Source organism: Aeromicrobium sp. PE09-221, assembly GCF_002174305.1.
Classification (GTDB): Bacteria; Actinomycetota; Actinomycetes; order Propionibacteriales; family Nocardioidaceae; genus Aeromicrobium.
Map to the genome: position 1 here is coordinate 38,777 of NZ_MIJB01000008.1, position 12,191 is coordinate 50,967.

12 protein-coding genes are annotated in these 12,191 nt (G+C 67.7%); 4 read left to right on the forward strand and 8 right to left on the reverse strand.

Going from position 1 to position 12,191, the window contains the following annotated elements:
- Positions 1-4: 4 nt before the first annotated feature.
- From BHE97_RS04485 to BHE97_RS04520, 8 genes are all read right to left on the reverse strand, one after another.
- Positions 5-1,192 (reverse strand): CoA transferase, encoded by a 1,188-nt coding sequence (locus BHE97_RS04485; protein WP_201791309.1) that lies wholly within the window; start codon positions 1,190-1,192, stop codon positions 5-7.
- Entirely contained in the window at positions 1,189-2,301 is a 1,113-nt protein-coding gene (locus BHE97_RS04490) for a ring-opening amidohydrolase (protein WP_087622829.1), read from the reverse strand. Before BHE97_RS04490 ends, BHE97_RS04485 begins: the two co-directional genes overlap by 4 nt.
- Positions 2,302-2,350: 49 nt before the next feature.
- Complete coding sequence (gene arcC, locus BHE97_RS04495; protein ID WP_087622830.1) at positions 2,351-3,286, reverse strand: carbamate kinase; 936 nt, start codon at positions 3,284-3,286, stop codon at positions 2,351-2,353.
- A gap of 170 nt (positions 3,287-3,456) precedes the next feature.
- A complete protein-coding gene (locus BHE97_RS04500) occupies positions 3,457-4,164 on the reverse strand; it encodes a FadR/GntR family transcriptional regulator (RefSeq protein WP_087622831.1) in 708 nt (235 codons plus the stop codon).
- A gap of 33 nt (positions 4,165-4,197) precedes the next feature.
- Positions 4,198-5,343 carry a galactonate dehydratase gene (gene dgoD, locus BHE97_RS04505; RefSeq protein ID WP_087622832.1) on the reverse strand — a complete coding sequence of 382 codons (1,146 nt, stop codon included), beginning with the start codon at positions 5,341-5,343 and terminating at the stop codon, positions 4,198-4,200.
- Positions 5,340-5,960 (reverse strand): bifunctional 4-hydroxy-2-oxoglutarate aldolase/2-dehydro-3-deoxy-phosphogluconate aldolase, encoded by a 621-nt coding sequence (locus BHE97_RS04510; protein WP_087622833.1) that lies wholly within the window; start codon positions 5,958-5,960, stop codon positions 5,340-5,342. The genes dgoD and BHE97_RS04510 overlap by 4 nt, the downstream gene beginning before the upstream one ends.
- Positions 5,944-6,708, reverse strand: a complete 765-nt coding sequence (locus tag BHE97_RS04515) for an IclR family transcriptional regulator (protein WP_087622834.1) — start codon at positions 6,706-6,708, stop codon at positions 5,944-5,946. Before BHE97_RS04515 ends, BHE97_RS04510 begins: the two co-directional genes overlap by 17 nt.
- Positions 6,709-6,712: 4 nt before the next feature.
- On the reverse strand, positions 6,713-7,687 hold the full coding sequence (locus BHE97_RS04520; RefSeq protein WP_087622853.1) for a sugar kinase: 975 nt from the start codon (positions 7,685-7,687) through the stop codon (positions 6,713-6,715).
- Positions 7,688-7,877: 190 nt separating this feature from the next.
- Between BHE97_RS04520 and BHE97_RS04525 the strand changes: the two genes are divergently transcribed.
- From BHE97_RS04525 to BHE97_RS04540, 4 genes are all read left to right on the forward strand, one after another.
- Positions 7,878-9,143, forward strand: a complete 1,266-nt coding sequence (locus tag BHE97_RS04525) for an extracellular solute-binding protein (RefSeq protein WP_170931255.1) — start codon at positions 7,878-7,880, stop codon at positions 9,141-9,143.
- Positions 9,144-9,210: 67 nt separating this feature from the next.
- A complete protein-coding gene (locus BHE97_RS04530) occupies positions 9,211-10,155 on the forward strand; it encodes a sugar ABC transporter permease (protein WP_087622836.1) in 945 nt (314 codons plus the stop codon).
- A complete protein-coding gene (locus BHE97_RS04535; protein ID WP_087622837.1) occupies positions 10,152-10,982 on the forward strand; it encodes a carbohydrate ABC transporter permease in 831 nt (276 codons plus the stop codon). The genes BHE97_RS04530 and BHE97_RS04535 overlap by 4 nt, the downstream gene beginning before the upstream one ends.
- A gap of 3 nt (positions 10,983-10,985) precedes the next feature.
- Complete coding sequence (locus BHE97_RS04540) at positions 10,986-12,170, forward strand: ABC transporter ATP-binding protein (RefSeq protein WP_087622838.1); 1,185 nt, start codon at positions 10,986-10,988, stop codon at positions 12,168-12,170.
- Positions 12,171-12,191 lie beyond the last annotated feature (21 nt).

Below are 12,191 nucleotides of genomic sequence, written 5' to 3' on the forward strand. Positions count from 1 at the left end.
CGGGTCACTCCTCGGTCTCGTCCAGCCAGCGACGGACCGACTCGTTGTGCTGCCCGAGCGTGGGCGGCGCGATATTCGTCTCACGCGAACCCGCGTACGGCTGGTCGTCCAGGCGGATGACCGGTCCGGGTAGTGTCAGCCGTCCCTTGGTGGCGTGGTCGACCTCGATGACGAGGCCCTGCGAGCGGGCCTGCTCCCACTCGTAGACCTCATCGATGGTGCGCACCTTGCCGGACGGGAGACCCGCCGCGGACAGCAGCTCCAGCCAGTGCTCGGCCGGCGCCGTCGCGAACTTCTCCTCGATGATCGCGATCAGCTCGTCCCGATGAGCGACGCGGTCGCCGTTGGTGGCGAACCGCGGATCGTTCGCGTCGAGGTCGAGCGCTGCCGCGAAGGCCGTCCACAGCGACTCCGAACCGCAGGACAGCTGGATGGGTGCCGTCTGCGTGTGGAAGAGGCCGTACGGGGCGATCGACGGGTGGTGCGCGCCGGAGAGGCCCGGGACCTCCCCCGCGACCGTCCAGCGCGTGCCCTGGAAGGCGTGCACGCCCACGACACTCGCGATGAGCGAGGTGCGGACGACCCGGCCGCGTCCGGTGCGCTCACGCTCGTAGAGCGCCGCGACCGTGCCGTACGCACCGTTCATGCCCGCGAGCAGATCGGCGATCGGGACACCAACCTTGGTCGGCTCCTCACTGCCCGTGATGCTCATCAGACCGGCCTCACCCTGCGCGATCTGGTCGTAGCCCGCGCGGCTCGCCTCCGGACCGTCGTGGCCGAAGCCGGTGATCGAGAGGATCACCAGACCCGGGTTGAGCCGGTGCAGCTCCTCGACGCTGAAACCCAATCGATCGAGCACGCCCACCCGGAAGTTCTCCATGAGCACATCGGCGCGCTTGACTAGCCGACGAAGGATCTCCTTGTCCTCATCGGTCTTCAGATTGAGGGTGATCGACTCCTTGTTGCGGTTCGCCGACATGAAATACGTCGACTCGCGCTCCTCGCCCTCCCCGAGGAAGGGAGGCCCCCACCCGCGACTGTCGTCGCCGGTGGGGGTCTCGATCTTGATGACGCGTGCGCCGAGGTCGCCCAGCATCATGGCCGCATGCGGCCCGGCCAGGGCCCGCGTCATGTCGAGGACCAGAGTCCCCGCCAGCGGGCCCTGGACCGCGGTGTCCTGCTCGTTCGTCACTGGTCGCCCATGTCGACGATCGCGGCGACGGGGCCGCCGCCCTCGGGGCCCTGATGCGCGGCCGAGACGGAAACGAAGACCGCCGGATCACCGGTGACCGCGGCGGTCACGCCACCCACGGCCGCCTTGATCTGACGGTGCCAGTGCACATCGGAGTCGTCGAGCATGGCGTTGCGACGTCCCCGAACCTCGCCGTCCTGGCTCGCCTCGCACTTGAGGAACACGTTGACCAGACGACCGTCGAGGTCGGTGTGGTGCGGACGCTCGGGAAGCTCGAGGCCGGCATCGCGGATGGCATTCCAGATGCCGTCCTGATCGAGCGCATCCTCCATGACCGAGTGGCCGATGCGGTAGCGGCCACCGACGCCGCGGGCGTTGCCGACCACGACGACCTGCGCCTGGTCGAGCTCGACACCCGAGGAGCACGAGGCGACGGCCGAGTACAGCTCGCGGTTGTGCATGACATCCTCATCGGTGGGCATGTCGATCTCGCCGAGTGCGACGGCGATGCCGAGGGCGGTGACGCCATTCGACAGGTCCATCGACTCGTGCGTGTGCTCGGTCCAGACCGTCTTGCCGCGGCTCTTGGCGTCGCGGATGGTGTGGATGGTGAGCAGCGGCGTCTTGGTCTGGACGTAGTGGACATCGGCCGGATCGGTGATGCCGGCACGCTCCATGGCGACCTTGACGGCGTCGGCGACCTTCTCGATCATCGGCGTGCGGCCGATCTCCTCGGGCAGCAGCTGCTCACTCATCGCGAAGCCGACGCTGAGGCGCGGCTCATCGGTCTTGGGAGCCTTGTCCTCGGGGAGGGTCGCGAAGACCGTGGCGTGGGGGCTGATGACACCGTCGGTGCCGCCGGACCACACGATGGGGATCTGGCGGACCTCTTCCATCGGCCGCGAACCCTTCTCCGCGATGACCTCGCGGAAGGCCCGGTCGGCGATGATGCGGGTGTAGTCGTTGACCCCGCCATTGCCCTCGGTCTTGCCGATGATGGCGATGACGCGGTCGGCCTCCATGATGCCGTCGTCGATGAGCTTGGCGAGCTCGCTGGCGTCGGCGACAGAGTGGATCGGGACCTTGCGAACCTCGATTGCTGAGGGCATATGGCGCTTCCTTTCCTGAGGGGTGGGTCTTACTGGGGGTTGTGGTTCATCAGACCGGGACGACCCGCGTTCCGATCTGACCTTCGGCCGCCGCGCCGATGCGCGCCAGCGATGTGATGACGCCGGTTCCGGTACCGCTCTCGGCGAATGCCGTGACGGCCTCGACCTTGGGGCCCATCGACCCGGCGGCGAAATCCTGGTCCGCGGCGATCGAGCGCATCTCGACCGCGGTGACCTCTCCGACCGGCTTGGCGTAGTCGGTGCCCCAGTCGGCGACGACCGCGTCCACATCGGTGGCGATGATCAGCAGGTCGGCCTTGAGCTCCTGGGCGATGAGCGAGGCGGTGAGATCCTTGTCGATGACCGCGTCGACGCCGCGGTAATTGCCGTTGCGGTCCTGGACGGTGGGGATGCCACCGCCGCCGGAGCACACGACGACATAGCCGGCCTCCATCAGAGTCTCGGCGGTGGCCCCGTCGAGGCAGCGCACGGGCGCGGGGGACGCGACGACCCGGCGCCAGCCTCGTCCAGGCACCTCGACGAACTCTTGGCCGGACTCGATGAGGGGCTGGGCGTCCTCGGCGGTGAGGTAGCGGCCGATCGGCTTGGTGGGGTGGGCGAAGCGCGGATCGTCGATGTCGACGAGGGTGCGCGAGACGACGGCGGCGCAGCGGCGGTCCACACCGCGCTCGGCCAGCTCGGCATCGAGTGCGTTGAGCATGAGCATGCCGATGGTCGCCTGGGTCTGGGCACCGCACCAGTCGAGCGGCACCGGCGGCACCTGCGAGGCGGTGAGCTCGTTCTTGGTCAGCAGGTTGCCGACCTGGGGTCCGTTGCCGTGGGTGAGGAGGACCTCGTGTCCGGCGGCCACCAGATCGGCGATGGGACGGGCGGCCAGACGGATCGCGTCACGCTGATCCTCAGGACGGGCACTGCCGTCGCTGGACGTCATGGCATTGCCCCCGAGGGCGATCACGATGCGCATGCAATGAGGCTAGGGGAGCATCCCATTGGCATGCATGGTCAACAAAGTCCGATCATTTCGCCAGATTCGGGCAAGGAGTGACAAGAGGGGGTGAGCGGCGTCTCACCCCGGGGAGCCCCCGCCGCCCAACGCCAGCGCCAGACCTCCCGCGCCCGGTCCCGCCGGCGCGCTCAGCTCAAGGGATCGAGGACCTGGCCGATATCCTCCGCGGCTTCGGTCAGCAGCGCGCTCATCGCCTGCTCGGCCCGGGCGCCGTCCCCGGCCACGATGGCCTCGACGACCGCGCGATGCAGGCTCACGAAGGTGAGGTCGTGCACGTGCCATAGTGCCGCACGGTTGCGACTGCGCAGCGCCGGCTCCAGCACCACCTCGAACTGGAACAGCAGCTCGTTGTGGGTCGCCGCGAGGATCGCGCGGTGAAGCCTCACGTCGACCTCGGCGATATGCGCTGGGTCGCCCTCGGCCGACCGTTCCAGCTCGGCGAACGCCTCGCGCAGGGTGACGACGTCTTGCTCCGAGCGCGCCGCTGCCGCGAGTCGCGCCGCCCCGGGTTCGAGGACCGCGCGGACCTCGTTGAGACTCCTGACGAAGGACGCGTCGAGCGGCTCGCGAGCACGCCAGGCCATGACATCGGGATCGAGGTAGTTCCAGTGGGCGTGATCCAGGACATAGGTGCCGAGCCGGGGCCTGGCATCGACCAGCCCTTTGTCCGTCAACGATTTCAGGACCTCGCGGACCGTGGTGCGGGAGACCTCGAACTCGGCCTCCAGCGCATCGACCTCGATCACCGTGCCGGGTGCCCATGTCCCGTCCACGATGCGCTCGCCGACGACGTTGAGGACCTGGCCGTGGAGTCCACGGGCGATACGAGAGGCCATCTGCTCAGTCTAGGCCGAGCATCGGCCCGCACCTCACCATTCGGCGAGGGCGCCGTCGGGGTAGCGCCAGGCGGGCGAACGCCACGCATGTCCGGTGCGATCGGCCGCCCGTACCGCCGCCTCGTCGATCTCGACGCCGAGCCCCGGCCCGGTGAGGCGTTCGATATGCCCGTCGATGAATCGCAGCGGCGCGGTGTCGAGCACATAGTCCAATACCTCCGCACCCTGGTTGTAGTGGATGCCGATGCTCTGCTCCTGGATCAGGTAGTTGGGCGTCGCGAAGCCCACCTGCAGGCATGACGCCAGCGCGAGCGGACCGAGCGGGCAGTGGGGCGCGAGCTGGACATCGAAGACCTCCGCGAGGGACGCGATCTTGCGCACCTCGGTGATGCCTCCCGCATGTGAGAGGTCCGGCTGGGCGACCGCGATCCCGGCCTGGAAGACCGGGAGGAACTCCTGTCGCGAGAACAGCCGCTCGCCGGTCGCGACGGGCGTGGACGTCGCTGCCGTGAGGGATCCGATCACATGCGAGTTCTCCGGCACCACCGGCTCCTCGAGGAAGAACGGCCGGAACTGTTCGAGCAGCGGCGCCACCCGCCGGCTGTTGGCGAGAGTGAACCGGCCGTGGAAGTCGACGGCGACATCGCGTTCGTCGCCCAACACCTCCCGTGCCGCCGCGACCCGCTCGACGACGCCGTCGATCTCCTTCACGGTCGCCACACGCGGCATCCGCCCGCTGGCATTCATCTTCACGGCGGTGAGGCCCGCGTCGACCTGCTCGCGGATGTTGTCCGCCACCTGGTCGGGCTCGTCGCCGCCGACCCATCCGTAGACCCGTATCCGGTCTCGCACATGACCGCCGAGGAGCTGATGCACGGGGACGCCCAGGGATTTGCCCGCGATGTCCCACAGGGCCTGGTCGATTCCCGCGACCGCGCTGGAGAGGATCGGTCCTCCCCGGTAGAAGCCCGACTTCATCATGACCTGCCAGAGGTCCTCGATCCGTCGGGGATCCGCGCCGATGAGCCGCTCGGAGAGCACCTCGACGGCTGTACGGACGATCTCCGCCTGCCCTTCGATGACCGGCTCACCCCATCCGACGATCCCCGTGTCGGTCTCGACGCGGACGAAGAGCCAGCGAGGCGGGACGAGAAAGGTCTCGATGCGTTCGATCTTCACAGACGACTCCATTTCGATAGGGCGGCCGACAGCCGCTCGATGCCCGATGTGCTGGTGAACGCCGACCCGACCGCCACGGCGCGGTAGCCGGCGGTGAGGAAATCGGCGGCGTTCTCGGCGTCGATGCCGCCGGTGGCGACGAAGGCCGCATCGGGGAACGGCCCGCCCTGCGCCCCGGCCCAGCCGACTCCGAGCTGCGCCGCGGGAAACGCCTTGAGCCACCGGCAGCCGGCACGCAGGGCCCGGTCGATCTCCGTCGCGGTCGCGACCCCGGGCAGATGGGGAACGCCGAGCTCCCTCGCCCGGGAGACGACCTCGGCGTCGAACCCGGGCGCGACCGTGAACGCGGCGCCGTCGGCGGACACGGCCTCGAGCTGTTCGACGCTCAGCACGGTCCCAGCGCCGACATGCTTGCCCTCGGATGCTCCCAGCCGCACCGCGGCACGGAAGCTCTCCCGCGCTTCGGGGCCCTGCACCGGGACCTCGATCAGGTCGACGCCCGTCGACCACGCGGCGCGGCAGAGGTCGAGCGTCTCCGCGGGTGGCCGCCCGCGGAAGATCGCCATCACCGGATAACGGTCGAGGTGATGGCTGAAGAACTCATCGACGGACGACATGGTCGTCTCCTTTCCATCCGAGATCGCGGGATATCGCCGCGGCGACCCGGCGGAACTCCGGGATACGCTCCCTCAACTCCGCCAGCGGGGCCTTGACGCGCAATGCGGTGACCGACATACCGAGACGGACCTGCCCTGAGGCGTCGGGCACCGGGAGCGCCACACAGTTGATGTAGTCCTCCTTCTCGCCGTCGTCCTCCGCCCAGCCCCGCCGCCGTATCCTCTCGAGCTCGTGCTGGAAGGCGCCGGGCGTGACGATGGTGGACGAGGTGTAGCGGCGAAAGCTCAGCTGACCGATGACCTTCTCGAGCGTCAGGTCGTCCAGATGCGCCAGGATCACCTTCGCGACGCCCGCCGTGTGGCCCTCGGCGGGCAGGCCGATCCGCGACCCCATCGCGACGGTTCCCGAGCCCTCGACCTTGTCGACGTAGATGATCTCGTCGCCGATGAGCTGAGCGAGGTGCACCGTGTGCCCCTCCTGTGCCGCCAGGCGCTGCAGATGCGTATGGGCGATGCTCCGGACGTCGATCTGGTCGAGGGCATGCTGAGCCAGGGGGATGATGGCGAAGCCGACGGTGTAGCGGCCGTCGGAGAGCTGCCGGGCGAATCCGCCGTGCTCGAGGGTCTGCAGGAGGCGCAACGCCGTGCTCTTGTGCACATCGAGTCGTTGGGCGACCTCGCCCAGCGACCGGGGCTCGGGGGCGATGAACTTCATGATCGTGATCGCACGGCTGACGGTCTGAGACACGGGTCTACCTCGTGGGAGTTGGCGACGGCATCGGCCATTGTGCAGGATCGGCCTCGATCATGTCGGCGATCTCGGACTCCCCCGGCAGCACGGCGGCATCGCTCGGTGAGCTGAGCACCCGTGAGGCGACGAGATGACCGAGTCGCAGGCGACGGACCGGGTCGAGCCCCCGGAGGACGCCCGCGAGCCAGCCAGCGGCGAAGGCATCCCCGGCACCGACCGGCTCGACGACCTCGACGCGGGGCGCTCGGCTGCTGGTCACCTGCCCCCCGGAGAACTCGACGACGGTGCTCCCACCGTCCTTGACGACGAGATCGGGTACATCGGGCAGCAGCGCCCGGACCTCCTCGGCGGTCCCGGTCCGCCAGAGCACCTCGGCCTCGTCTCGCCCGACGAACACGACATCGCTCGCACGGGCGAGCTCGTGGAGACGAGCTGCGGCCTCCTGGCGGTCGGGCCAGAGACTGGGCCGGAAGTTCACATCGAAGCTGACGAGCGCCGTGCCGAAGATCCGGTCGACGACGATGCGGTGCAGCAACTCCAGACAACCGGGCGACAGCGCCGCGGTGATGCCACTGACATGCACGATCCGCGGCCGGCGTTCCGACCACGCCAGGACCGTCTGACCCGACATCGCCGCGGCCGCGCTGGCGTCTCGGTAGTAGTACACCGTCGTGCCCTGCGGCGAGGGGTCCTTGAAGTACACACCGGTGCGGTGTGCCGGATCGCGGATCACGTCGGAGGTGTCCACCCCGGCCGAGACCAGCTCGTCGACGATGAGGTCGCCGAGCGGATCGACACCCAGGGCCCCAGCCCAGGCGGCATGGTGCCCGAGCACCGCTAGGTGTGCCGCGACATTGGACTCGGCACCGCCCCCGTGTAGGAGGCACGCCGCACCAGGACGGAGCCCGGAACCGTCGGCGGGCGTCACCATCACCATGGTCTCGCCCACGCAGAACGCATCGATCCGCTCAGCCATAGGTCCCCTCGCTCGTTGCATACGATGCAATACTCTTGCATCTTTCAGATCACGCTGCCAAGATACCAGTGGCGTACGTCACGTGGGTAGGTGGATGTCTCGGCGAGATGCCACCACACCTTCGGTCACGGCGCGCCATCACAGTTCTTTATGGATTGGCATTGCACATAACGCAACAAGGAGATCCGCCATGTTCAACCTGCGACGCGGCCGGCGCCTCGCCGTCACCGCGACCCCCCTCGCCATCGGTGCTCTGCTGCTGAGCGCCTGCTCCTCAGGCGGCTCCGAGGACGAGGGTCCCGATGTCGACGAGGGCGGCACGCTCACCATCGCCAACTACCAGTTCCTGGAGCCGGGTCGCGGCGACGACCTCTGGGAGGCGGTCAGCGGCTATGCCACCGAGAACGACGCGGTGACCATGGAGCGCTCCGAGACGCCGTTCGCCCAGTACGCCGACAAGCTCAACACCGAGCTGGGCGCCGGTGGCGGACCGGACGTCTTCGTCATCCAGGACGCGCAGTTCGCGACGCTGGCCGAGGCGGGACTGCTCGAGCCACTCGATGACGTCATCGAGGACGCCGACCTCAACAGCACCAATGACGACCTCGTCGTCGACGGCGAGCAGCTCGGGGTCACCTGGGAACAGGTCGCGTATGCCCTACTGGGCAACAAGAACGTCATGGAGCAGGCGGGCATCGACGAGCTGCCGACGACGGTGGACGAGCTGATCGACGCCGGCGAGGCCGTGCAGCAGACGGGGGCCGCCGGACTGGGGATCCGTCATCAGATGGGCGAGTTCGACGGGTGGTATCTCGATTTCAACGCTTGGCCCTATGGCAACGGCGGATCCTGGTCGGACGGTGAGGAACTGACGATCGACTCCCCGGAGAACGTCGCGGGTGTCGAGCAGTACCAGCAGGTCATCGACTCGGGCATCGTGCCGGTGGGCGACGACGCATCGACATTCCGCACGAAGTTCAAGGAGAACCAGCTCGGGTTCATCATCGACAACAGCGGCGCCGCGCTGTCGTTCACGAGCGACGGCGCGATCACGGGCACCGACATCGTCTCGGGGCCGCTGCCGTTCGACGAACCGGGCCAGCACCAGAAGATCGTCCTGGCGGTGAACGCCAACAGCGATGTCAAAGCGCTCGCGAAGGACTTCGTGCGCTGGTTCGTCAGCGAGGAGGGGCAGGAGGCCATCCGCCCCCCGCTGGGTGCGAGCTCGCTGGCGACCGATGTGCCGCTGACCGACGAGTTCTCGCAGGAGCATCCGTGGGCCCAGACCTTCATCGACGTCAACCCGGAGACCAAGAGCACGCTCATCGAGGGCTTCGAGACCGATACGAAGACGATCATGCAGTCCGTGATGCAGGCAGTCGAGAAGGTCATCACGCAGGGCGCCGACCCGGCTGATGCGCTCGAGCAGGCACAGCAAGACGCGTCATCGAACTGACGTCTCACGACCATCACGGGGGTGCCTCTCACCGGAGGCACCCCCGGCACTCACGAAGGAGCGACCTATGGTGACGACGGTCTCCAGGTCCCACGCCACGGCGCCGGATACAGCGCCGCGCCGCCGACGACGGTGGCGCAACTCGTTCACGGCCTATCTGTTGATCGCTCCGGCGGTCGGCTATCTGGTGGTGCTGCTGCTCTTCCCCCTGTTCCGAGGGATCCAGCTCAGCCTGACCGACACCAAGCTGGTGAACCCCGCGGGAGGTGACTTCGTCGGTGCGGAGAACTACACGAACCTGATGTCGAGCGGGCAATTCTGGAACTCGCTCCTGGCGACTCTGATCTACACCGCCGCGACCGTCGTCTTCGCTGTGCTCCTCGGCACCGCCGCCGCCGTCTTCATCAACCGACCGTTCCGCGGCCGAGCCGGGATCCGGGCCGTGATGACCTTCCCTTATGCGATGCCCACCGTGGCCGTCGCTCTCGTCTACGTGTGGATCTACAACCAGTCCGGGGGCGTCCTCAACAACTCCCTCGGAGTGCTGGGCATCGGGCAGACCGGATGGCTCACCGATCCCCAGTGGGGCATGTTCTCGGTCGTGCTGGCAACGGTGTGGAAGGTCTTCCCCTTCGTCATGCTCGTCATGCTGGCCGCCCTCCAGTCGGTGCCCGAGGAGCTCTACGAGGCCGCCAAGATCGACGGCGCCGGACCGATGAGCACCTTCCGGGCGATCGTCCTGCCGCACCTGGCCCCCACGCTGCGAATCGTCGCTCTCCTGATGACCATCTGGTCGATCCGCCGGTTCGAGATCATCTATCTGCTGACCGGCGGCGGCCCAGTCGAGCGCACCAACACCCTGGTCATCAATATCTACCGCCGCGCGTTCAGCGACCAGGACCTCGGTGTCGCGGCGACCATCGGCGTGCTGGGACTCGTCCTGTCCATCCTGGTGACGCTGGTGTTCTTCGGCGTCGAGCGGCGGGAATCACGAAAGGAGGCGGCGGCATGATGGCACGCATCGTGGGGCGGGCGTTCTCCTTCACATCGCTCGCGGTCCTGGTCGTCTTCGCGGCCTTCCCGATCTATTGGATGATCAACACGGCGTTGTCCACCGACAGCGAGCTGTATCGCACAGGACAGTCCTGGTGGCCGACGGTGGGCCGGATCGCCGACATCCCCTCGGTGCTGTCGGACGTGCCGATCCTTCGCTGGCTGGGCAACTCGGCCGTCATCGCCTTCGGCACCACTCTGCTGAGCCTGGCGCTCGCCGTGCTCGCCGCCTACGCGCTGAGCCGGTTCAAGTTCTATGGCAAGGGCGTCTCGGCCTTCTTCCTCTTCGCGACCCAGATGCTGCCCGAGGCCCTGCTCGTCGTGCCGCTCTTCGCGCTGTTCAGCACGCTGGGGCTGCTCAACGAGCTGCACGGACTCGTCCTGGCCAATGTGGCGTTCACGATGCCCGTCGCGGTCTTCATCCTCAAGAACGCGATCGACGCGATCCCCTTCAAGATCGAGGAGTCGGCGCGTGTCGACGGCTGTCCACGCTGGGGACAGCTCACGATGATCGTGCTGCCGCTCATCGTGCCCAGCATCGCGGCGGCCGCCGTCATCAACTTCTTCGACGGCTGGAATGAGTTCCTCTTCGCGAACACATTCATCGCCGACTCCGAGAAATGGCCGGCGTCCGTGGGGCTCGCGTCCTTCGTCGGACAGTATTCGACGCCGCTGTCGAGCGTCATGACCGCGGCCTTCCTGTTCACATTGCCCGCCATCGTGTTCTTCCTCATCGTCCAACGTCAGATCGTCAGCGGGCTCACCGCCGGCGCAGTGAAGGGTTGACCCATGCCTCGTATCCGTTTCGACAAGGTGCACAAGGCCTTCGGCTCCAACACCGTCATCGGCGAGTTCGATGCCGAGATCGGCGACAACGAGTTCCTGGTGCTGCTCGGCCCGTCCGGGTGCGGCAAGTCGACCATGCTGCGCATGATCGCCGGCCTGACCGACATCACCTCCGGTGAGCTGACCTTCGACGACGAGCGCGTGAACGATCTGGAGCCACGCGAGCGCAATATCGCCTTCGTTTTCCAGTCCTATGCGCTGTATCCGCACATGACGGTGCGGGAGAACATCGCCTTCCCGTTGATCATGGACCGGTTCAAGGGCTGGTATCACATCCCACTGGTCAACATGGTGATGCGGCGGCGCCTCGCGGGGATGCCCGAGGTGGCCGAGAAGGTGGCGCAGGTCGCCGAGATGCTGGAGCTCACGGACTATCTGGAGCGCCGGCCCAAGGCACTCTCCGGCGGCCAGCGACAGCGCGTCGCGGTCGCACGCGCGCTGGTCCGCGAGCCGTCCGTCTATCTGCTCGACGAGCCGCTGTCCAATCTCGACGCCAAGCTGCGCACCCAGATGCGCAGCGAGATCACCGCGCTGTACCAGAGGGTCGGCAAGACCTTCGTCTACGTCACGCACGATCAGGTCGAGGCGATGACGATGGCCACGCGCATCGTGGTGCTCGATCGGGGAGAGGTCCAGCAGATCGGGACGCCGGCCGAGATCTACGAGCGTCCCGCCAACGAGTTCGTGGCGAGGTTCATCGGCTCGCCGGCCATGAACCTCGTTCCCGTCACGGTGCAGGACGGGCGCGTGCGGCTCGACGAGAACGATCAGCCGACCGTCACGACGGGTGCGACCTTGACCGACGGTACGTACCACCTCGGGGTGCGCCCGGAGAAGATCACGGTGGATCCGTCGCAGGAGAGAGGGCTCGCCGCCCAGGTCTCGGCCGTGGAACGACTCGGTGGCGAGACCGTCGTCGGCTTCCGTTTCCACGACGTCACGCAGGACGCCCTGCTGAGCGCCGAGTCCCTGCGCACCACGCACTTCGCCAAGGCGCCCGCGGAGCTGCCGGTGTCGGTGGGCGACCGGATCGGGGTCGAGTTCGATCTGTCGACGGCCAGCTGGTTCGATCCGCGGACCGGGGACCGGATCGACCGGGAGACGGCCGTGGCGAGCGCCACCTCCTGACCGAGCAGGCCTCCGGCCGAG

Excerpts from the sequence above, each read along its gene's own strand:
- BHE97_RS04490 (WP_087622829.1), bottom strand. The coding sequence starts at position 2,301 with ATGCCCTCAGCAATCGAGGTTCGCAAGGTCCCGATCCACTCTGTCGCC.
- BHE97_RS04535 (WP_087622837.1), top strand. The coding sequence starts at position 10,152 with ATGATGGCACGCATCGTGGGGCGGGCGTTCTCCTTCACATCGCTCGCG.
- BHE97_RS04520 (WP_087622853.1), bottom strand. The coding sequence starts at position 7,687 with ATGGCTGAGCGGATCGATGCGTTCTGCGTGGGCGAGACCATGGTGATG.
- BHE97_RS04510 (WP_087622833.1), bottom strand. The coding sequence starts at position 5,960 with ATGTCGTCCGTCGATGAGTTCTTCAGCCATCACCTCGACCGTTATCCG.
- BHE97_RS04540 (WP_087622838.1), top strand. The coding sequence starts at position 10,986 with ATGCCTCGTATCCGTTTCGACAAGGTGCACAAGGCCTTCGGCTCCAAC.
- arcC (WP_087622830.1), bottom strand. The coding sequence starts at position 3,286 with ATGCGCATCGTGATCGCCCTCGGGGGCAATGCCATGACGTCCAGCGAC.
- BHE97_RS04530 (WP_087622836.1), top strand. The coding sequence starts at position 9,211 with ATGGTGACGACGGTCTCCAGGTCCCACGCCACGGCGCCGGATACAGCG.
- BHE97_RS04500 (WP_087622831.1), bottom strand. The coding sequence starts at position 4,164 with ATGGCCTCTCGTATCGCCCGTGGACTCCACGGCCAGGTCCTCAACGTC.
- BHE97_RS04525 (WP_170931255.1), top strand. The coding sequence starts at position 7,878 with ATGTTCAACCTGCGACGCGGCCGGCGCCTCGCCGTCACCGCGACCCCC.